The sequence below is a fragment of the Pseudomonas sp. CFBP13508 genome, assembly GCF_005233515.1.
Taxonomy (GTDB): Bacteria; Pseudomonadota; Gammaproteobacteria; order Pseudomonadales; family Pseudomonadaceae; genus Aquipseudomonas; species Aquipseudomonas mercuritolerans.
Genome location: NZ_QFZZ01000003.1, coordinates 586,013 through 607,765 on the forward strand (window position 1 = coordinate 586,013; position 21,753 = coordinate 607,765).

Annotated in this window: 16 protein-coding genes; 12 read left to right on the forward strand and 4 right to left on the reverse strand. The window is 60.5% G+C overall.

Features of this window, described 5'->3' with window-relative positions; genetic code table 11:
- Positions 1–432 precede the first annotated feature (432 nt).
- The 6 genes from PspCFBP13508_RS11110 to PspCFBP13508_RS11140 all read left to right on the forward strand — a co-directional run bounded on the left by PspCFBP13508_RS11110 (position 433) and on the right by PspCFBP13508_RS11140 (position 11,357).
- Positions 433–1,881, forward strand: coding sequence for an alanine/glycine:cation symporter family protein (locus tag PspCFBP13508_RS11110; RefSeq protein ID WP_016772471.1), 1,449 nt, complete (start codon positions 433–435; stop codon positions 1,879–1,881).
- Positions 1,882–2,052: 171 nt separating this feature from the next.
- The gene (locus tag PspCFBP13508_RS11120) at positions 2,053–3,057 is read left to right on the forward strand and encodes an asparaginase (protein WP_137214444.1); all 1,005 of its coding nucleotides are present in this window, start codon (positions 2,053–2,055) and stop codon (positions 3,055–3,057) included.
- 245 nt (positions 3,058–3,302) lie between these two features.
- Positions 3,303–4,295, forward strand: coding sequence for an AraC family transcriptional regulator (locus PspCFBP13508_RS11125; protein WP_039757283.1), 993 nt, complete (start codon positions 3,303–3,305; stop codon positions 4,293–4,295).
- A 200-nt stretch (positions 4,296–4,495) separates the two neighbouring features.
- The gene (locus PspCFBP13508_RS11130) at positions 4,496–5,521 is read left to right on the forward strand and encodes a histone deacetylase family protein (protein WP_137214445.1); all 1,026 of its coding nucleotides are present in this window, start codon (positions 4,496–4,498) and stop codon (positions 5,519–5,521) included.
- Positions 5,518–6,612, forward strand: coding sequence for a polyamine ABC transporter substrate-binding protein (locus PspCFBP13508_RS11135; protein WP_122705509.1), 1,095 nt, complete (start codon positions 5,518–5,520; stop codon positions 6,610–6,612). Before PspCFBP13508_RS11130 ends, PspCFBP13508_RS11135 begins: the two co-directional genes overlap by 4 nt.
- A 140-nt stretch (positions 6,613–6,752) precedes the next feature.
- Positions 6,753–11,357, forward strand: a complete 4,605-nt coding sequence (locus PspCFBP13508_RS11140) for a DUF6543 domain-containing protein (RefSeq protein ID WP_137214446.1) — start codon at positions 6,753–6,755, stop codon at positions 11,355–11,357.
- Here PspCFBP13508_RS11140 and PspCFBP13508_RS11145 read toward each other — a convergent pair.
- The gene (locus PspCFBP13508_RS11145) at positions 11,314–12,867 is read right to left on the reverse strand and encodes a PLP-dependent aminotransferase family protein (RefSeq protein ID WP_137214447.1); all 1,554 of its coding nucleotides are present in this window, start codon (positions 12,865–12,867) and stop codon (positions 11,314–11,316) included. The two genes, PspCFBP13508_RS11140 and PspCFBP13508_RS11145, sit on opposite strands and share 44 nt — an antisense overlap.
- A gap of 93 nt (positions 12,868–12,960) precedes the next feature.
- Here PspCFBP13508_RS11145 and PspCFBP13508_RS11150 point away from each other — a divergent pair, with 93 nt between their 5' ends.
- The 3 genes from PspCFBP13508_RS11150 to PspCFBP13508_RS11160 are packed head-to-tail and all read left to right on the forward strand — an operon-like array spanning position 12,961 to position 14,725.
- Positions 12,961–13,584 carry an FMN-binding negative transcriptional regulator gene (locus tag PspCFBP13508_RS11150; protein WP_137214448.1) on the forward strand — a complete coding sequence of 208 codons (624 nt, stop codon included), beginning with the start codon at positions 12,961–12,963 and terminating at the stop codon, positions 13,582–13,584.
- 10 nt (positions 13,585–13,594) lie between these two features.
- Positions 13,595–14,041, forward strand: coding sequence for a GNAT family N-acetyltransferase (locus PspCFBP13508_RS11155; RefSeq protein ID WP_137214449.1), 447 nt, complete (start codon positions 13,595–13,597; stop codon positions 14,039–14,041).
- A 12-nt stretch (positions 14,042–14,053) separates the two neighbouring features.
- Positions 14,054–14,725, forward strand: coding sequence for a GNAT family protein (locus tag PspCFBP13508_RS11160; RefSeq protein ID WP_130911483.1), 672 nt, complete (start codon positions 14,054–14,056; stop codon positions 14,723–14,725).
- Between the two features lie 120 nt (positions 14,726–14,845).
- Here the strand turns inward: PspCFBP13508_RS11160 and PspCFBP13508_RS11165 are convergent, their stop codons facing one another.
- Complete coding sequence (locus PspCFBP13508_RS11165) at positions 14,846–15,748, reverse strand: homocysteine S-methyltransferase family protein (protein WP_137214450.1); 903 nt, start codon at positions 15,746–15,748, stop codon at positions 14,846–14,848.
- Positions 15,749–15,861: 113 nt separating this feature from the next.
- Here PspCFBP13508_RS11165 and PspCFBP13508_RS11170 point away from each other — a divergent pair, with 113 nt between their 5' ends.
- A complete protein-coding gene (locus PspCFBP13508_RS11170; protein WP_137214451.1) occupies positions 15,862–16,680 on the forward strand; it encodes an ABC transporter substrate-binding protein in 819 nt (272 codons plus the stop codon).
- The gene (locus PspCFBP13508_RS11175) at positions 16,677–17,513 is read left to right on the forward strand and encodes an amino acid ABC transporter permease (protein WP_016772457.1); all 837 of its coding nucleotides are present in this window, start codon (positions 16,677–16,679) and stop codon (positions 17,511–17,513) included. The genes PspCFBP13508_RS11170 and PspCFBP13508_RS11175 overlap by 4 nt, the downstream gene beginning before the upstream one ends.
- 7 nt (positions 17,514–17,520) lie before the next feature.
- On the opposite strand, the gene PspCFBP13508_RS11180 is transcribed toward PspCFBP13508_RS11175, so the two are convergent.
- Both PspCFBP13508_RS11180 and PspCFBP13508_RS11185 read right to left on the reverse strand, forming a co-directional pair.
- Positions 17,521–17,799 carry a helix-turn-helix transcriptional regulator gene (locus PspCFBP13508_RS11180; RefSeq protein WP_122506266.1) on the reverse strand — a complete coding sequence of 93 codons (279 nt, stop codon included), beginning with the start codon at positions 17,797–17,799 and terminating at the stop codon, positions 17,521–17,523.
- Positions 17,796–19,145 (reverse strand): HipA domain-containing protein, encoded by a 1,350-nt coding sequence (locus tag PspCFBP13508_RS11185; protein ID WP_137214452.1) that lies wholly within the window; start codon positions 19,143–19,145, stop codon positions 17,796–17,798. Before PspCFBP13508_RS11185 ends, PspCFBP13508_RS11180 begins: the two co-directional genes overlap by 4 nt.
- A gap of 368 nt (positions 19,146–19,513) precedes the next feature.
- Between PspCFBP13508_RS11185 and PspCFBP13508_RS11190 the strand changes: the two genes are divergently transcribed.
- Entirely contained in the window at positions 19,514–21,751 is a 2,238-nt protein-coding gene (locus PspCFBP13508_RS11190) for an autotransporter outer membrane beta-barrel domain-containing protein (protein ID WP_241669507.1), read from the forward strand.
- Positions 21,752–21,753: the final 2 nt, after the last annotated feature.

Genomic DNA, 21,753 nt, shown 5'->3' on the forward strand with positions numbered 1-21,753 from the left:
CACCTTTTGAGGGCTTGGGGATTTTGTCCCCGAGCCCTTTTTTTTAACTTCTTTGCGGGCAGGACGTTAGATGCTTTGTGTATTCGATACCGCCAAGATCGCAGCCTTCGGCAGCTCCTACAGGATTGACGTGCACCTGTAGGAGCTGCCGAAGGCTGCGATCTTTTGATTTGCAGCAACCTCGTTTCGTCGCTTGCACCACTACCGTGCAGACGGGCGCGCCACTGATCGGTATAGTGCCGCCCCTCTTCGCGTGAGCGGTCGTCGGTAACGAGGCCATAACCCATGCGAAACCCGAACTAATAACAAAACCCGCGATATGGATCCGGGACGAAACCTTCGCCTCACCCGTCGTGCCGCGCGCAGACCGGTGTAACACGATGTTTCTCCGATCCAGCATTTGCACCCACAAAAAACAGCGAGGATAAATCCATGCTCGAAGTCATCAACGACTTCCTCTCAGGGAAAGTACTGATCGTGCTCATTGTCGGGCTCGGTAGCTACTTCACGATTCGCTCGCGTTTCGTTCAACTGCGTCATTTTTTCCACATGTTCGCGGTGTTCCGCGACAGCCTCAAAGGCAGCGCCGGGCAACTCAGCTCGTTCCAGGCCTTGATGCTCAGCCTCGCCGGCCGCGTCGGTGCAGGCAACATTGCCGGTGTCGGCATCGCCGTGACCCTCGGTGGTCCGGGTGCGGTGTTCTGGATGTGGGTGACCGCACTGGTCGGTATGTCCAGCAGCTTCTTCGAGTGCACCCTGGCCCAGGTCTACAAGCGCGCCGATGGCGACGGCCTGTACCGTGGTGGCCCGGCGTATTACATCCAGCACGGGCTCAAGCTCAAAGGCATGGCGATAGTCTTCTCCGTTCTGCTGCTGGTCACCTACGGCTTCGCCTTCATCGGCCTGCAGTCCTACACCGTGACCCACTCGCTGCAGAACGCCTTTGACTTCAACCCACAACACACCGGTATCGTCCTGGCGGTGCTGCTGGCCATCACCTTTATCGGCGGGATCAAGCGCATCGCTTCGGTCTCCGACCTGCTGGTACCGATCAAGACCCTGGCCTATATCGGCGTGACCCTGTACGTGATCGGCACCCAGATCGAACACGTACCGGCCATGCTGGAAACCATCTTCAAGAGCGCCTTCGGCCTCGACCCGGCCTTTGCCGGTCTGCTCGGCAGCGCCATTGTCATGGGCGTGAAGCGTGGCGTGTTCGCCAACGAAGCGGGCCTGGGCAGTGCGCCGAACGTCGCCGCTGTGGCCGCCGTCAAGCACCCGGGCGCGCAGGGCGTGGTCCAGGCTTTCAGCGTGTTCCTCGACACCTTCGTGATCTGCACCTGCACCGCGCTGCTGATCCTGCTGTCGGGCTTCTACACCCCGGGCTTTGAAGGTGACGGTATCGTCCTGACCCAGAACTCGCTGGCTGCCGTGGTCGGTGACTGGGGTCGCATGTTCGTCAGCGTCGCGCTGTCGCTGTTCGTCTTCACCTGCATCCTCTACAACTACTACTTGGGCGAGAACAGCTTGCAGTTCCTCAGCCGCAACCGCGCCCTGCTGATGCTGTTCCGCGGCCTGGTGCTGGCGTTGGTGGTGTGGGGTTCGATGCAGGACCTGACGACGGTATTCGCCTTCGCCGATATCACCATGACCTGCCTGGCCTTCGTCAACCTCGTGGCCCTGGCCATGCTGTTCAAGGTCGGCCTGCGGGTGATGCGCGACTACGATGAGCAGCGTCGCGCCGGCGTCAAACAGCCAGTGTTCGACTCGAGCAAATTCGCCGACCTGGATCTGGATCGCAACGCCTGGCCGGTCAACCCGCCAGCAGCGGCGGGCCAGACTGAAACTGCGCCGCAAGGCGTACCTGCAGCGCAACGCTGACAGGTGAATGACGGGCGCATCCCCTGCGCCCGTCAGTTATTGTGATGCAATAACCTGTAGGAGTGAGCCTGCTCGCGATGGCGGACTTTCAACCAACATCATTGTTGAATGACACACCGCTTTCGCGAGCAGGCTCGCTCCCACAGGACCCTCATCGTTTCGGAGAATCCTATGAGCTCGTCGACCTATCCCGCCGCTCAACACGTCATGGTGCTCTACACCGGTGGCACCATCGGCATGCAGGCCAGCGCCAACGGGCTGGCCCCGGCGTCCGGTTTCGAAGCGCGGATGCGCGACTACCTGCACAGCCAGCCTGAGCTGGTAGTGCCGCAGTGGCATTTTCGGGAAATGTCGCCGCTGATCGACAGCGCCAACATGACCCCGGCCTACTGGCAGCAACTGCGCGAAGCGGTGGTCGATGCCGTGGACGTGCAAGGCTGCGACAGCGTGCTGATCCTGCACGGCACCGACACGCTGGCGTACAGCGCGGCGGCGATGAGTTTTCAGTTGCTCGGCCTGCATGCCCGCGTGTGTTTCACCGGCTCGATGTTGCCGGCGGGCGTGACCGACAGCGATGCCTGGGAAAACCTCGGCGGCGCGCTGGTCGCCCTCGGCCAAGGCCTGGCGCCGGGCGTGCACCTGTACTTCCACGGCGAACTGCTGGCGCCGACCCGCTGCGCGAAAGTGCGCAGCTTCGGCCGCCATCCGTTCAAACGCCTGGAGCGTCAGGGCGGTGGTGTGAAGGCGCCGTCGATTCCAGTCGCGCTGAACTACAACCAGCCGAAGCAACTGGCAAAAGTGGCGGTGTTGCCGCTGTTTCCCGGGATCAGTGCCGAGGTTCTCGATGGTCTGCTCGACAGCGGCATTCAAGGTCTGGTGCTGGAATGCTACGGCAGCGGCACAGGGCCGAGCGACAACCCGCAATTCCTCGCCAGCCTTGGCCGCGCACGGGATAACGGCGTGGTGGTGGTCGCGGTCACGCAGTGCCATGAAGGGGGCGTTGAGCTGGATGTGTATGAAGCGGGCAGTCGTTTGCGCGGTGTCGGCGTGTTGTCCGGTGGCGGTATGACGCGCGAGGCGGCGCTCGGCAAGTTGCATGGCTTGCTGGGGGCCGGGCTGGAAACGGCTGAAGTGCGACGATTGATCGAACTGGATTTGTGTGGTGAGTTGATCTGAGCACGGCGCTGGATTGCCCCTCACCCTAACCCTCTCCCAGAGGGAGAGGGAACTGATCGTAGTGTCTTGCGCTATACACCGACCTGATGAACAGTGTCGATTATGGATTCGGCGGCGGTGTCTCACGTCGGTGTATTTCTGCAATATCCCCCGTTCGGCCCCCTCTCCCCCTGGGAGAGGGCTGGGGTGAGGGCCTGCGGCATGCAACTTGCTGCGTTCCAGCCACCTCCAGGCTGGAAGATCCCATGCTCCACTCCCACCTCACCACCCTCAACGCGGTCTCGCTGATCCTCAACACGTTCAAGGCCGAAGGTCTGTCGAGCGAGGCGCTGCTGGCTGGCAGCGGCATCGTGGCGGCGGATCTGCAGCGTGCCGATACGCGCATCACCACCCATCAAGAGATGCAGGTCTGCACCAACGCGGTCGCGCTCAAGCGTGACATCGGTCTCGAATTGGGCCGACGCATGCACGTGTCCTGTTACGGCATGCTCGGTTACGCCCTGCTGACCTGTGCCACCTTCGGTGACGCTTTGCGTCTGGCGATCCGTTATCCGGCGCTGCTGGGCACGTTGTTCGAACTGAGCCTGGAAGACGATGGCGAGCAGGTGTGGTTCGTCGCTGCTGATTACCGTGAAAGCGCGGCGATGGCGGTGTTCAACGCCGAATTCTGTCTGGTGTCCCTGAAAGTCATCTGCGACGACTTGCTCGGCCATCCGCTGCCGCTACGCGCCACGCGCTTTGAACATGCAGCGCCGGACTATCGCGCCAGCTACGCCGAACCCTTCAACTCGCCGCTGCACTTTTCGGCCAAGGACAACGCCTTCGCCTTCGACCGCCATTGGCTCGATCAGCCGCTGCCGCTGGCCGACGCGATCACCCATCAGGCCATGGCCGAGCGCTGCCGCAAACAGAATCTGGAATTCACCGGACGCCAGGCCTGGCTGGGGCGGATTCGGCAGTTGCTCAGCGCACAATTGAATGCCGCGCCGGGCCTGGAGGGGTTGGCGCAGCAGATGAAGTGCTCACCGCGCACCCTGCGTCGGCATTTGAAAGACATGGGCAGCAGCTATCAGGAACTGCTCGATGAACTGCGCTTCGAACGGGCCAAGCAGATGTTGTGTGAAGATCAGCTGCCGATCTACCGGATCGCCGAGACGCTGGGCTTCAGCGAGACCGCGAGTTTCCGCCATGCGTTTGTGCGCTGGAGTGGCGTGGCGCCGAGTCAGTTCAGATCCTGAAGATCAAAAGATCGCAGCCTTCGGCAGCTCCTACAGGGATCGGTGAGCTGCCGAAGGCTGCGATCTTTCGGTTGTTAGGGGCGAATTTCGGTCAGAGCTTTTGGCCATATCGATCCCCTTTTGGCCGCTCCCGACGTTCTCCGATTCAACTTGCGCCGCAACACTGAAGACCACCGAATCAGCCTTGCGGAGAACAACAAATGCTGACGATCTACTCAGACGATCACCACTTGCACCATGGCCGTTGCGAACTTATCGATGGCCAGCTCAAGCCGTGCTTCGAGATGCCGTCGCGTGCCGACCATGTGCTGCAACGCGTGTACAAGCAAAACCTCGGTGCGGTCGAAGCGCCGAAGGATTTCGGGGTGGAGCCGATCGCGCGCATTCACAGCCGTGACTATCTGGAATTTTTCAAAGGTGCATGGCAACGCTGGACCGAGTTCAACACTGACGGCGACTTGCTGCCCTACACCTGGCCGGCGCGCACGCTGCGTGCGATCAAACCGACCAGCCTGCATGGCCAGCTCGGTTATTACAGCTTCGACGGCGGCGCGCCGATTACCGCCGGCACTTGGCAAGCAGCCTACAGCGCGGCGCAAGTGGCGCTCACCGCGCAAGCTGAAATCCAGGGTGGCGCACGCGCAGCCTTCGCCCTCTGCCGTCCGCCGGGACATCACGCCGCCAGCGACTTGATGGGCGGTTATTGCTACCTCAACAACGCCGCCATCGCCGCTCAGGCCTTCCTCGATCAGGGCCACAAGAAAGTCGCGATCCTCGACGTCGACTACCACCATGGCAACGGCACCCAGTCGATTTTCTACGAACGCAGCGACGTGCTGTTCACTTCGATCCACGGGCACCCGGAAGCGGAGTTTCCATTCTTCCTCGGTTACGACGACGAGCGCGGCGAAGGCGCCGGTGAAGGTTTCAATTTCAACTATCCGCTGCCGGCCGGTTCCGGCTGGGATGTGTGGAGCGCGGCGCTGGATCAGGCCTGCGACGAGATCGACAGTTACGGCGCGGACATCATCGTCGTCTCCCTCGGCGTCGACACGTTCAAGGACGATCCGATCTCGCAGTTCAAACTCGACAGCCCGGATTACCTGGCCATGGGCAAGCGCATCGCCGCCCTCGGCAAACCGACCCTGTTCGTCATGGAAGGCGGCTACGCGGTAGAAGAGATCGGCATCAACGCGGTGAACGTGCTGGAAGGTTTTGAACAATGAAAAAGCGACTGATCGCCTCGGCGCTGTGCGCGGCTCTGCTAAGCGCTGGCGCCCACGCCGAAGAACGCACGCTGCGCGTCTACAACTGGTTCGACTACATCACGCCCAAGGCGCTGGACGACTTCAAGGCACAGAACAGCCAGACCAAACTGATCTACGACATCTTCGACACCAACGAAGCACTCGAGGCCAAGCTGCTCACCGGCAACTCAGGCTATGACGTGGTGGTGCCGTCCAACGTGTTCCTCGCCAAGCAAATCGAGGCCGGGGTGTTCCAGCCGCTGGATCGCAGCAAATTGCCGAACTGGAATCACCTCGATCCGAAACTGATGAAGCTGATCGAGGCCAATGATCCGGGGAACAAGTTCGCCGTGCCGTACATGTACGGCACCATCCTGATTGGTTTCAACCCGGCCAAGATCAAGGCGGCCCTGGGCGACAACGCGCCGGTGGACAGTTGGGACCTGATCTTCAAAGAGGAAAACATCAGCAAGCTCAAGCAGTGTGGCGTCGCCCTGCTCGACTCGCCGTCGGAGATTCTGCCGCTGGCTCTGCAACACCTCGGCCTCGACCCCAACAGCAAGAAGCCAGCGGATTACGCCAAGGCCGAAGCGCTGCTGATGAAAATCCGCCCTTATGTGACGTACTTCCATTCTTCCAAGTACATGGCCGACATTGCCAACGGCGACATCTGCGTGGCCGTCGGCTATTCCGGCAGCTTCTCGCAAGCGGCCAACCGCGCCAAGGAAGCGAAAAACGGCGTGGTGGTCGATATGCGCTTGCCCAAAGAAGGCGCACCGATCTGGTTCGACATGCTCGCGATTCCCAAGGGCGCGAAGAACACCGAAGACGCCTACACCTTCATCAACTATCTGCTGCAACCTGCGGTGATTGCCCCGGTCAGCGACTTTGTCGGTTATCCAAACCCGAACAAGGACGCCACCGGGCTGGTCGATCCAGCCATTCGCAACAACCCGAACCTGTATCCGACCGATGCGGCAATGAGCACGCTCTACACCTTGCAGCCGCTGCCGCGGGATGCCGAACGGGCGCGCACGCGGGCCTGGACCAAAATCAAATCCGGGACCTGACACCCGCCCCTTGCACGGAGACCCGCACACGCGGGTCTTTTTTTGCCTGACAGATCTATGTACCGCACGCCCAAGCGGCGCGCCTTTTACCTTGCGCTGATCCGTCGCCCTTCCGGCGCGCCGACAGAGCAGGAATCGCCATGCCCGAAATCCCTAAAGCCAGTGCCGTCGATATCGTCACCCAACTGGTCACCGGCCCTTCGCTTCGCGAAGTCGCTACGAAAACGCTGCGCCAGTCCCTCAGAACCCTGTATCCGAACCTGGACATTGACCCGCGCCTGACCATGGTCGTGCAGCCTGCGTGGATCATCGAGGGCGAGGAAGTCGTCTCCGGTCGCCCGAAGGTCGAATCGCTGACCGATGCACTGGTGCGTCTGGGTCTGTCCGGCACGACCGTAACGTACCTTGATGGTGAAGATTATCTGACCCAGCAACCCGGTTGGCCGGCAGCCGTGAAACTGCCGGTGCGGATCGATGCCATCGGGTTGCTGCTCAATGAACTGGCACCGCTACTGTTCATTGCTTACAAGGAACAGCACGTTGATTACTGGGACGAGTTCACCTATCCCGGGCAGCCGCGCTGGCAACAGCTGTCGCAAGCGTTGCGCAACTTGTGGCAGCCGGATTCAAGCCTTGGCTGGGACGCCGATCAGATCGCCATGGCTCTGGCGGTGTACACCGAACCCGATCCGCAACAGCGGCTGGCGCCCGCCCCATATGCGGTCCGAGCATGCCTGATTGATCTTGACCGGGGAGACGGCGATCAGCGGGAGCACTGTGCCCTGCTCGACACAGCGGTCCTGATCGGCACGGTTGCACAGCGCACGCTGATCCTCACCTACGCCGTGACCCAGGGTTTTCAGCACTTCGACTCGCTGCAAGAGCTCGGCGCAGATCTGCTGCAACGTTTCGGTTCAACTACAGCGGGCGAAGACCTCAAATGGCGACTGGTCGAACCGCAGGGCAATTTCTTCGACCATCAGGCCTGCGCCCTGATTTCACTGGAGGCCGACGCTCTGGGCGAGATCAGTTTTTTCCAGGATTCGCCGCTCAACCGGGTCTATCCGCATACCGGCACGGCCGGCAAACCCGCGCAACCGCCAGCGCGCCTGGAACCACACTTCGAACGTCTGCGTCCGATGCTGCCGGACTGGCTGAACGACGCTTTGCCCATGGACCAGACCCGCTACAGCCGACACCTGCTGAACCTGACAACGGTGCATCACGAAAACCACGGCAAGTCCTTTCAGGATGAGGTCGTCAGCCTGCAGACCTTCGCCCGTAACGCCCTCAAGCAGCAGCTGCTCAAGGAACAGCCAGGCGCGAAAGACATCAAGATCGATGACATTGAAATCACCATCACCAGCCTGGTGGTCTGGGGCACGTTCGTGTTGCCGGGTCACACTCAGACGCAAACCCTGACCCTGCTGGAACTGGCCTTGCAAAACCTCGCAGGACTGCCACTGGGCAACAAGACCGTGCGCTACAAGAGCGGCGGCGCCTTGCCCGACTGGATGACGGTGGCCTGCCTGGAAAAGCTGGTCAGCACTGTCGACATTGGCAAGACCTACCCGGCGCACTTGAAGGCGCTGCTGATCGACGACGCAGAACAAGCATCGGCGCTGCAAACGCTGTACACCAGCCAGCTGCGCATCGAGCTGCCGCTGCTGGCGTTGCAACACAAGATTCAGCACAAGGCCGGCATTGATGAAACGGGTTATCGATACGTAGTGGCAGCACTGGCCACGACGGATGCGGAACGCCATGTCGACGGCGAGGAAATCGTCATTCGGCCGTTGGCGTTCATTGCTCGTCGCAGCAGCTCGACCGCTGACCGCGTCGCCAACATGTACGTCATCGGTCCGCGCGAAGCGAACAAAGGGCCATGCGTGCTCTATCGCCCGTTGTTCGACATGGCACTGCTGCAATATCCGGGGCACGCCAATCTGCTCTATGCGATCCAGCACTCGCGGCATTTGCGCGACTCGGTATTGGCCTGGCTGCCGGAAGACGTACGCTTCAACTACAGCCAGTTCGTCTTTACCGCGAGGCTGCCGTCGGTGTGGACGATCCCGCAATTACTGGTCAATCCCACCACCGCGCTCGATATGTCCGGCCCCGTCGAGCTGGGCACTGAGGTGATAGCCCGCGATGTACCGGCGACGTTGCATGAAAACAACGTACAGGCCCTCATTACGCAGGCCGACCGGCAATCGGTCTCCGATGCCGAGGCTCGCTGGGCAACGCTCAAACAGGGCGGCTGGTTGATGCTCAACGCCGCCCTGCCATTCCTGGGCCGCAGCGTCGGCGCGGCAGCGTGGATCTGGCAGATCATGGACGATTTGCAGGAAGTCACTGACGTGGCCAATGAATCGTCCGGCAAGATCGCCTGGACTGCGATTGCCGACATCCTTCTCGCGTTGGGCATGGTCCTGGCGCACCGTGCGGCGGTCAGCGCCGCACCGGAATTGAAATCCATCGCTGCGATAGAGGAACCAACGACCACGGTGAATCCCGTCGGCAAGGTTGTCAAAGCGTTGCGCCTGCCAGACCTGGGCAGCGGCGAGTTGCCCAGCGCCCACACCACGTCCATCGACATCGTCACCGCACTGAAACGTTCCCCGGCAGCGCTTGCCGCGCTTCTCGACGCGTTCAAGGTCGACAAACCCAAAGGCCTGGGCGCAGCCGCCCGCGAAGGTGCGCATCGAGGCCTGTATGAACTCCAGAAAAAATGGTTCGCACAGGTTGGCGAGCGGTGGTTCGAAGTCACGCGCAATGAGCAGGGTCAGGTACAGATCATCGATTCAGGCCGGCAACCACAACGTGCCGGCCCGACACTGGCGCGTACCGCCGGCGGTGAATGGGTCATAGATCTGCGTCTGCGCCTGCGTGCTGGTGGTCTGGAGAGCGTTCGCCGGGTAGCGCGAGGAAGCCGGGAGAAAGATGCGAAAGCTTTATACGACAAAAACATCGTGTTCGAAAAAATCCTGCCAACCAGGCAAACCCGTCTCGAAGCGGATCGCACCGCTCTGCGCGAAGCGTCCTCACAGGATCAGGTAGAGGCTCGCAGCCGTTATATCGACACCCTGGAAGCGCAACACAAGGAATACGCAGCCAACATCCAGTTGATCAAGGAGCTCAATCTCAAGGAGCCCATTCCCAACTATCGCACCGTGATGAGCGAGCGCCTGCAGATGCAGCTGCTCATTGGGCATGAGTGGCTTGAGCAGCATTCAACGGATTTTCAGCGGCGCGTCCTGGCGATGCAGACCATGGCCGGCGTCGACACCGGATCAGGATCAGATGCATCTGTTCGGCCTTACCTGGAAATGTCTGATATCACCGAAGGCATCATCGAAAAAATGGAGGCGGCACAGAGCTGCTTCAATGACATGACCCTGTTGGGAAAAGAAGCCGTCGAGGCAATGCGCGACTATAAGGACGCCTGGCCGGATTACTCGGTGACCGAGCTCAAGCAATTGCAGATCAGTCTGGGTCAGGAAGTCTGCATCAAGCCCGGCGACACCCAGCTCCACACGGACGCCTATCATGCACTGGCCAACGTGATCGCCGATGCCGCGCTCAATATCCAGAGTTCGCTTGACCTGAGCGCTGATGAAAGCCTGAGCAATCTGCGAGATCGAATCGACGCCCTGAGTAACGTCAGCGAACAGTTCTCCGCCGTCGACCGGCGCTTCGATGATCTGCTCATCGAGTACCCTGAACACATTTACCTGGACCGACTCAAGCGAGTGCAGACGCGCGTGCTCGCGTTCAAGGCCAGCGCTGACAGCAAACTGGCCGAGCTGCTGCGCTACCGGCATCTGCTAGTGCCGCAGGCCGGCTCGTCGCGACCCTCGGCGTCATCCTCGAATCGACGGATCATTCAGACCCGATCAAGGGGTACGCTGGTTGGCGAACGAAAAAAGAGTCTCGACGGACACGACACCGATCTGATCGAAGTACGCTCCAGCCTGACAGGCGTCATCGCTACGTTCGAAGAGCAAACCCCCGGTCTCTGGGTGGAGCAACGCACGGCGCCAGCGACACCGCCGACAGTCGCGGTAAGCCTGAGTAAAGCCGTAACCGAAGGTCAGGCGCTGATTGACGGTCTGGCCGCATTTCACCGGCGCATCGAGGCGCGCCTCAAACGTGGCTCGCGGATTCCCGTGGAGGTCGAAGAGGAATATCACAACCAGGCCGCGCTGCTGCGCAAAGCCAATGCCGCGATCGATGAGGCGCTGACCGCCAGCAACCTCACCGCCAGCCTGCGTGAACCCTCTGAAACGCTCAACCACGCGCTCGACAAAGCGGCAAAGACGCTGGAGGAAAAAGGCACCAGCACGCGTATCCGGCTGGTCAAGCAGCAACCGCCGACGGCGGCCGGGGTCCAGTGGCTCAAGGACAAGGGGGAAGTGAAGATCTCCAAAATCCTGACCCGACGTCGTCTGCGCCGCCATGAGCATGACTTTCTCGACGAATATGAGGTTCGTGATGCTCACACCGCCAAGGTCCTTTGCTACGCGCACTTCCACTACAGCAGCGTCGGCGCCACCGTTGGAGCCTTCGTGCGCGGACACATGAAAACAGTCGCTCAACAACGAATGGGTGGCGCTTACGCGCCGGGTCTTCTGGATAATCAGGCGCTGATCCAGATCCATCGCAGCGAGATTTCCAGTCGCTCGGCCGAGGCACTGTTCTTCACTCCCGCCACGCCTGTCGCAACCGCGTCAGCGCCGTTCTGATCGCAGGCTCCGGCACGGCGGCAAAACCCAGCACCAGTCCCGCGCGCTGATCCATGGCCGTGGACGAATCCGGTAGCCAGTAACTGCTCAAGCCGTTGATCTCGACATCGACATCAGCGGCTTGCGCGATCAGTTGTTGCTCGCGCTCGACGCTGCCGACCGGCACGGTCAGGTGCAACCCGGCAGACACGGCAGGCAACCGGCCGACACCGGCGATCGCCGTCGGCCAGCCTTCGAGCAGGCAGTTGCGCCGGCTCAGCGCAGCCCGGCGCATGCGGCGGATATGCCGCTGAAAATGCCCGGCAGCCATGAACTCGGCCATCACCGCTTGCGTGCTGACTTCCGAGTGCCGCACATCCACCGCGCGCCGTTGCGAGAACGCGTCGACCAGTGCTGGCGGCAAGACCAGGTAGCCAAGACGCAGCGCCGGAAAGGCGACTTTGCCAAATGTGCCGACATAGAGCACGCGGCCCTGACGATCAAGCGACGCCAGCGGCGCTAGCGGTGCGCCGCTGTAGCGGTATTCGCCGTCATAGTCATCTTCGACGATCCAGCCGCCGACACGCTCGGCCCAGGTGAGTAATTCAAGGCGCCGGGCCAGACTCATGACCACACCGGTCGGGTACTGATGCGAGGGTGTGACGTAGACCACGCGGCAGTCAGTGAGTCCAGCCATTGCGCTGCAATCGATACCGTCGCTGTCCACCGCCACGCCATGCAGTTTCGCCCCCGCTACAGCGAAGGCATGCCCAGCGGCGCGATAGCCCGGATTCTCGATCGCCACGCCATCTCCCGGCTCGACCAGCAGCTGTGCACAAAGGCTGATGCCCTGCTGCGCGCCACTGGTGATCACAATCTGCTCAGCCGTACACTGCATGCCACGCGAACTGCGCAAATAAGCAGCGATCATGCCGCGCAGTCGAGCATCACCCGCTGAATCGCCGTAACACAGTTGCTGCAAATCCGGTTTGCGCCAGAAAGCCGCGTTCAGCTTGGCCCAGACCTCGAACGGGAACAGATCGAAAGCCGGAACACCCACGCGAAAAGCTCGTGGCGGACCACTCGGAGGTCGGGCCAAATGGTGCTTTTCAATACGAGAAAAACCGCCACTGTGGATAACTTTACTGGATGAATTCACAGGCAAATCCAGCCAATTTGTGGATAAGGCTGTGGGTAAGCCTGTTGACAAGCCTGTGGATGGATTTGTGGATAGTTTTTTCTTTGGTGTCGATGCCTGAGCCAGTTGCGCGACATAAGTGCCGTCACCCACTCGCCCCTCGATAAAGCCCTCGGCATACAACTGATCGTAGGCGCGCACCACACTGTTGCGAGAAATTCCAAGTGCCGAGGCCAAGTCACGGCTGGCCGGCAATCTTGTTCCACTGGCCAGACGCCCATCGAGTACACGCAGGCGCAACGCTTGATAAAGCTGGCGGCTCAAGCCTTGACGGCGATCAAGCTCGATCCCGGCCGGATTGAAAGGCATCGACAGCGGTGGCAGATCAGGCATGGCGAATGGACCTATGAAATGGCTCGACAATGGCTCTTACAACGGACCAATAGCCTGCCTACGATGCAGGCATTCGCCAAGGAAAATCTGTCCATGTACACGCCACGCGCCTTTGCCATCGAAGACCTGTCCCAACTGCACGAACTGATCCTCGCCACTCGCCTGGCCATTCTGGTCAGCCACGGTGAGAGCGGATTGCAAGCCAGTCATGTGCCGGTGCTGCTGCATCGCGAACAGGGCGAATACGGCACGCTCTACGGCCATCTGGCCAAGGCCAATCCGCAATGGAAAGACCTGCGTGACGGCGCCGAGGCCATGCTGATTTTCGCCGGACCCGACGCCTACGTCAGCCCGGGCTTCTATCCGAGCAAGGCCGAGCACGGCAAGGTCGTGCCGACCTGGAACTACATCGCCGTGCACGCCTACGGCCACGCTGAAACCTTCAACGACGGCGGCCGGTTGCTCGACATTGTCAGCACCCTCACCGACCGTCACGAGGCAGGCCGTGCCCAGCCGTGGTCGGTGGACGATGCGCCGGCCGATTACATCGACACCATGCTCAAGGCCATCGTCGGTTTTGCCATTCCCATCGACCGCCTCGAGGGCAAACGCAAGCTCAGCCAGAACCGCAGCGCCGAAGATATTGCCGGGGTGCGCGAAGGCCTTGCCGCCAGCCCCGACGCCAACGATCAAACCCTCGCCCGCCTGATGCGCTAAGGAAATCCGCATGACTCAGATCGATATTCGCCCGGTCAGCGCCAACGACCACGCCGCTTGGCTGCCGTTGTGGCAAGCCTATTTGCGCTTCTACAACACGGAACTGCCGGACGCTGTCACCCAAAGCACTTGGCAGCGTTTTCTCGACCCGAATGAACCGACCCACGCCGCCCTCGCGTGGGCCGATGGCAAAGCGCTGGGCATGGTGCATTACATCTATCATCGCTCGAACTGGAGCATCGAAAACTCCTGTTATCTGCAGGATCTGCTGGTGGTGCCCGAGTCCCGTGGCACCGGTGTCGGTCGGCTGTTGATTGAGCATGTCTACGCTACCGCCAAAGCCGATGGTTGCTGCAAAGTCCACTGGCTGACCCACGAAACCAATGCAACGGCGATCCAGCTCTACGAGCGCATTGCCGAACGTCCGGGATTCATTCAGTTTCGTAAAGCCCTTTAAGGAGACGCGCACATGACCGCTTCACTCGCTGACTGGAAAGGCGTCCCCGCCCCCTCCGCCACCCTGCTCGAAGGCCGTTTCATCCGCCTGGAAAAGCTCGACCCGGCGCGCCATGCCGAGCAGCTTTACGCCGCCCTCGAAGGGCCGGGTGCTGATCCGAAGCTCTGGGATTACTTGCCTTACGGGCCGTTTCCCGAGCGCAGCGCGTTCAACGACTGGCTGAACAATCATGCGGCCAACAGCGACCCGTATTTCTTCAGCGTCATCGACCGTGCGACTGGTCAGGTCCAAGGCATCCTCAGCCTGATGTCGATCGTCCCGGCGCAGGGTCGCATCGAGATCGGCCACGTCACTTTCGGTGCGCCGATGCAGCGCTCGCCGAAAAGCACCGAGGCGGTGTACCTGCTGGCCAAGTATTCGTTCGAGCTGGGTTACCGGCGCCTGGAATGGAAGTGCAACAACGGCAACGCCCGCTCCAAATACGCGGCCGAGCGTCTGGGCTTCAGCTTCGAAGGGGTGTTCCGCCAGCACATGGTGGTCAAGGGCCAGAACCGCGATACCGCGTGGTATTCGATTCTGGATTCGGAATGGCCAGCGATTGGTGCCGGGTTCGAGCGCTGGCTCAGCGATGAAAACCAGACGCCTGATGGCCAGGTGAAAGGCTTGGCCGAGTGCCGTAGCTGATCGTCACAAAGCACCTGTGGGAGCGAGCCTGCTCGCGAAGGCGCTGTGTCAGTCACTGAAATATTGACTGACCGACCGCTTTCGCGAGCAGGCTCGCTCCCACAATTGGCGGGGTTTTTCTTAACGACGCAGTTCTTGCGCCAGCACCGCAATGTGCTCCGGGCCGATCCCGCAGCAGCCACCCAGATGACTGGCGCCGCGCTGTTGCCAGTCCAGCGCCCAGTGCAGATACCCCGGCGGATCGAGATCGTCACGCAACGGGTCGAGCCCGTCGTTGGCCGTGGCTTCTTTCGGTTGCGGAGGAAACGCGTTGGCATAGGCGCCGATATTGATCGTGACGCCGAGACGCTCAAAGGTTGCGCGCGCCGCGTCGATGGCCGCGCCTATCACTTCAGGCTGACTGCAGTTGAACAGCAGGGTCTCGACGCCAAGTTCAGCCGCCAGCGCAGCCGCTTCGGCTACCGGCTCACCGGAGCGCAGGCGCGGCACTTCATCGGTGTCTTCATCCTTGAGGGTGAACGACAGCCAGAACGGTTTGCCGTCCTTCGGCAACCCGGCGTGAATGGCGCGTGCCTCGATAATTGAACTCTGGGTTTCCGCCAGCCACAGATCAACATGCGGGGCCAGCCCCTTGACCAGCGGCGTCAGCAGCTCGGTCACGCGATCCGCTTCGAACAGATCCGGACGATACGAACCAAACAGCGGCGGCAACGAACCGGCAACACGCACTGGCTTGCCGGATGCCTGCACCGCCCGCCGCGCCAGTTCTCCCGCCAGTGCCGCAAGCGCCTGGCCTTCAGCAGCAAACCGCGCCTCGCCAATGTGAAACGGCACCACCGCGTAACTGTTGCTGGTGATTACGTCCGCGCCGCTGTTGATGTACGCGGCATGCACCGCCTCGACCGCCTGCGGCGCTTCACTCAGCGCCAGTGCCGACCACTCCGGTTGGCGAAACGGTGCGCCGGCGCGTTGCAACTCGCGGCCCATGCCGCCATCGAGAATGACCCTGTTCGCTGCGCCCATATGCTTTTCACTCATATGCTTATGAAAATAACTCACTATCAGAGTCGTTCTTATAACTATTTAATACGCACCACTCGGTTAATAACAACCTCTTTTTTCAACAGGACGCGACTGTGAAATTCCAACCGCTATTGGCCCTGGGCCTGACCATTCTGGCCTCCACCCAAGCCTTCGGCGGCGCGACGCTGGACCGTATCGAACAGAAAAAAGAGCTGGTCGGCGTGCTCATGGAAAGCTATCCACCCTTCTCGTTTCTCAATGAGCAGAATCAACTCGACGGTTTCGATGTCGACGTTGCCAAAGCAGTGGCGGATAAGCTCGGCGTCAAGCTGCGTCTGGAAACGCCGTCCTGGGACGTGATCGCCGCCGGCCGCTGGAGCGGGCGCTATGACATCTGCATCTGCTCGATGACCCCGAGCAAGGCCCGCGCCGAAGTATTCGACTTCCCGGTCGAGTATTACGCTTCGCCAGCGGTGATCGTGGTCAACGCCAAGGACGATCGCATCCACAGCGCCAAGGATCTGAGCGGCAAAAAGGTCGGCCTGACCAGCGCCTCCAGCTACGAAAGCTACCTGAACAAGAATCTGATCATCGAAGGCGCCGAGGATACGCAGTTGCAGTATCCGTTCGAGGATGTGCAGATCGCTCCGTACGACACCGACAACGTCGCCTTCCAGGATCTGGGCCTGGGCGCCGGCGTGCGCCTGGATGCGATCCTCACCAATCTGGTCACCGCGCAGCCGCGCCTGAACCAGGACAAGCGCTTCAAACTGGCCGGCGAACCGCTGTACTCGGAACCCAATTCGGTGGCCATCGAAAAGGGTGACCCGCAATGGGACGCCAAGGTGCGCGAGGTGTTTGCCCAGCTGAAACAGGACGGCACCCTGAGCAAGCTGTCGCAGAAATGGATCGGCGCCGACATCAGCCAATGACTTCCTTTCCGACCCCGCCACAGCCACCGCAACCGGTGGCTGAAACACGCCTGCAAAAGCTCTTTGGTTTCCGTACGCGCCTGTACCTGACGTGGGCGGCGCTGTTCTGCCTGTTCGCCGGATTCTTCCTCAGCTTCGACCTGAAGTTCGCGATCATCCTCGATAAGCTGCCCAACCTGGTTGGCCTGAAGCTGGCGCCGAACGGCTTCCTGCAAGGCGCAGCGCTGACCCTGTTTCTCTGCGCCTGCTCGATCATCGCCTCGTCGCTGCTCGGTTTCATCACCGCGCTGGCGCGCCTGTCGAACAGCGCCGTGGCGTTTGGCATCGCCAGTTTCTACACCTCGTTCTTCCGTGGCACGCCACTGCTGATCCAGATCCTGCTGATCTACCTCGGCTTGCCGCAACTGGGCATCGTGCCCGGCGCCATCGTCGCCGGCATCATCGCCCTGTCGCTGAATTACGGCGCCTACCTGAGCGAAATCTTCCGCGCCGGGATTCTCGGCGTCGATCACGGCCAACGCGAAGCATCCCTGGCGCTGGGCCTGCGCGAAAGCGTGATCTTCTGGCGCATCACCCTGCCCCAGGCCATGCGCACAATCATTCCGCCGACCACCAACCAGTTCATCTCGATGCTCAAGGACTCGTCGCTGATTTCGGTAATGGGCGTCTGGGAAGTGATGTTCCTCGCCCAGTCCTACGGCCGCTCAAGCTATCGCTACATCGAAATGCTCACCACGGCGGCGATCATCTACTGGCTGATGTCGATCGGGCTGGAGCTGATTCAGGCAAGGATGGAGCGGCATTACGGCAAGGCGTATGTGCGGCGTGGCTGAAGGGTATTCAAACGGTGTCCCGGCGGATTCGCACAACGCCCATTTTCATGCCGAATGGGCGGAACACCGCGTTCAGCGACTTCAGTGTCTGATTGCCTTCGCCATGTTCGATATGCACCAGCGTGCGCACTGAAATCTTGCACATCTTCGCGAACTGAGTCTGATGCAGACCGGTGACTTCGACCCGTAAACGGCGCACGGCGTCACCGATTTCCAGAGTGCCTTGGGTCAGTGATTGCTGAATGCTTTCGATGAGCGCCGTGCGCTCGAGGACGGTCAGACTCATTGCAGGTCCCACTCTTTCAAACGTTGCTCGAGGTTTTTCAGGTGAACGCTCGGGTGATTCATGGTTCTGGCGGGCAAACCGCTGGCCGCAAGAATATCCGGCAGTGCGGCCAGACGGCGGGCATCCGCGCGCAGGCCTTCGAACAGCGCCGAGGCATCCAGCCCCGCCAACGAATCGTGCGGATCTGCGCTATCGGCCAATACGCGGCAGACACCTCGCCAATCGACATCTCCCGCCCGCTCCAACTCTCTTGGCCATTTGGTCGTACGAGTCACGCCTTCGTCATCCATGACCATCGGGGCGAGGTCATAAATCGGCGCGAGCTGGAAAGCGTTCTCTTGACGGATGATCGCCGTGTTACGACCGTGGTTATCGGAGTTTCCGAGGATTTTATTGATCAGGTCGCGGCGCAGATAATCGGCGACGAGGCCGGGAATCTGGCTGGCCTGACCCGCTTTGCGCCAGAGCCCGGCGAGCATGCGGATCACTTCCAGATGATTCATGGCGCTGCCTGGCGTCGTCACTTCAGCCAGCGAATAAATCGATTCGACGGCAAAACGCGACACCGCCCCATCTTTCACTTGTCGATCAAAACGCCGCATCCACAAACTCGGTTTGTTCGCCTCTTCCAAGGCCAGGCCTTCTGCCGCGACCGTTTCGATGCCCAATGTCTGCAGCGCTTTGTAGTAATGGAATTCGCTGCGCAGGATGTCCTGGTCGGTCTGCCCTCCCCTGTTTCTGGCGAATTTCACGAACCAGTGCTGTCGCACTTCTTCATCGTCCAATACCGCATCGGGATACAGAAACCCGGCGCTGTTCTCTGCCAGTAATAGCTTCGGAGCTTCACCACCTGCCCCCGTCGCGCCACCAATGGCCGCGCCCAGCTCGTAGGCATATTCAAGAAAACGGTTGTCGCGGCTAATGACCTCCTCGCGCTTGAATCCGATCGGCTTCCTCTCATCAACTGCTTCCGCCGATTCCTTTATTCGCATGTTGCCAATGGGAGCCGGTGTACTGCGACCCAGCAGAAACAGATCGGCGCTGATCTCGGCGGGTCTTTCCTGACCCAGGCGGGCGAGCAGAAACCGCTTGGCTGCGCCTGCCGGTGCGATATCGTGGACAAAGGCTGGTGTCTTCGCGCGCCGACCTTCCCAATCCAGCGGATACAGGGCACTCACGGCCTGGGAAAAAGGCGACCCGATCAACTCGATATTTTCGACCAGATAGCCCGCTTCATAGCCAAAACTGCAGCGGCTTTCGAAGCCTTTTTCCGGATCATCGAAATCAAGAGTCATCGCGTCGTGCCATTGCCCGGCAGTGAAGATCTGGAGTGTCAGGTTGTACATGTTGATTCCGTATGCATTTAAATGCAGCTCAACGCGAAAAAACTGTCAATAAACGCAATATAGTGCATTCGCGGAGTTTCAGCTGCAGGATCTCTGCAACAAAATGCAGTTCTATCTTAGCCATTGGCAAGGTGCATGCAAAATAATGCAGGTAAGCGCCTGACCTCATTCCGATAAGAATGCGCCAACAGTACCAAGCCGTAGGAAAAAGAACCGGCGATGCTGCGTAAAAGCTCTGTTTGCGAAATCCCGTGAGGATTTTCGACAGAACGATCCGACGTAGCCTGCACAGCATCAGGAACCGACCGACATCGTTTTTTTCAAGGCAGCAATAGAGTTGAGCCTCTCATACAAGGAGGTTGAACTTGATGCCTGCCCTACACAAATACCGTCCCCATCACCTCGCTCTGGCGATCGCGCTGACGATCGGATCTGCCGAGGCGTCCATCGAACAGCAACCTGACGTCCAGGTTTCTGCAGAGATCAGCGAAGACAAAACCGCCAAGCCTCGAAAGAAGAAAACACCCGCGCCGAAAGCGGATCCTGATGACTTGTTTGCGATCAAGGAATTCATCGGCCCGCTGGAGCACACTTCTCCGTCGCCCGGGCAGGCCTCTGAAGCGCCTTCGGTCGATGCCATACGCGCGACGGTTGCGATCGAGGATTTCAGTCCGGCTTTTTATGAAGGGTTGGAGTTTCCGGAGTTCGTGGTGGAGGAAACCGGCGATGAGGAATTCGATCTCGTCGACCCGTTTGAACGCGACATGTTGGCGGTCACTACGCAGCGCTCTTTTGTCTCGAGCCCGCTCGAGAATGTCGGCGGCGTATCCCTGCAACTGGGCCATGGAGATGACTTGCTGGTGATCAATAAGGGCGCCCGTTGGGACGGTCTACTGGACGGCGGCGAAGGTGCGAACGGGCTGTTGTTCAATGCTGCGGAGGGCGGCGAGATCGGCAAAACACGCAATTTCTCGGCCATGCGAATCGCACGTGGGCAGTGGACCCTGCGTCACGCTTTCGAGGGTGATGCCGACGTCAAAGCGGACGCAGTGCTGCTCAACTACGCATCGATCAATGGTGTCGATGTCGACCCGGGAGCGGTGTTTGGCGGTTATGGACACGTGACGGGGCTGTATGTTGCAGGAACACTGCTTGCCAGCCAGCAACACGGCTCTCCCAATATCAAGGGCAATCTGACGCTCCATCAGGACGCGGTGTTTTCTTACGCCGTATCTGCCGACCGCGGATCAGATCCCGTGCATGTTCAGGGCACCGCTAGCCTGGGAGGTGCGCGTGTCGAGATTTACGGCGTACCGGGCGACTACGCTCGTATCAATGAGTACCGGCTGCTGTCTGCAAACGTCATTGATGGCGAGTTCGGAGAGGTCACCACCAATCTGGCCTACATGAAGCCCACGCTTTCCTATGAGCCAAACGCCGTGAAGCTGCACTACGTGCGCAACGCTGTAGGGTTCGAAGACCTGGCCCAAACGCGCAGTGGTCGTTCGATTGCGCAGAGCATGGATAATCGAGGGGCTTCCACTCGAGCTTTCGATATCGGCACCAACAGGGCCGTCGCCGCACTGCTGACCAGCGATAAAACCACCGCGCCCGTCGCCCTCGATCAACTTGCCGCAGGCAGCAATGCCAATCTCGCCAAAGCCACGCTGAGCAGTATCACGCCGGTAAGTGCGAGCATGCTTTCGGCAATGCGGCAGCTGGACAATCATTCCGCCTCGACCTACGGCTCGCGCGGTTCACCTCGTCAGGCCGCAGGCAACAAAGACTCCGGTCGGGTGTGGATTCAAGCGCTGGGCCACGGCGGCAAAGTGGATCGCGATCTCGACAGCAGCCTCAAACACGCCACCCAGGGTCTGGTAATGGGCGCTGACTGGCGACTCGACGAGCACTGGCATGTCGGCCTGCTCGGTGGCAAATCGCAGACCAAACTCGATGCCCGCCAGTACGACGGCGACCTCGACAGCTGGCACCTCGGCGCCTACGCCATGCGTCAGGATGGCCCGCTGTCACTGCGCCTCGGCGCGACCTACGCCAGCCATCACGGCAGCAGCACACGGCGGGTGGCGTTCAAGGGTTTCAGTGATCGCCTCAAGGGCAACTACGACGCCAATACTCAACAGGCATTCGCCGAAGCCGGATTCAATCTGGGCCGGGATAGCGTAACCCTCGAGCCCTACGCCAGCCTCGGCTATCAGCGCTATCAACGCGACAGTTACAACGAAAAAGGTGGCGACGCCGCGCTGAAAATCCACGGGCAGACCCGCGACAACTTCAGCAGCACTTTTGGTCTGCGGCTAGCGCAGGTCAACTCGCTGGATAACGGCATGCATTTGACCCCGCGATTGAGCGCAGGCTGGAAACATACCTTCGGCACGATCGACAACGACACCCGCCAGCAACTGCGCAAGGGCGGCAAGCCTTTCGAAGTGACCGGCGCGGCGCTGGATCGGAATAGCCTGTCAGTAGATGCGGGGCTGGATCTTGGTCTTTCGGCGGTGCACACACTGGGCGTGGGCCTGACGGGCGAAATGGGCAATGACAGCCGAACGTATGGCGTAGCGGGACAATGGCGCATGGCGTTCTGACG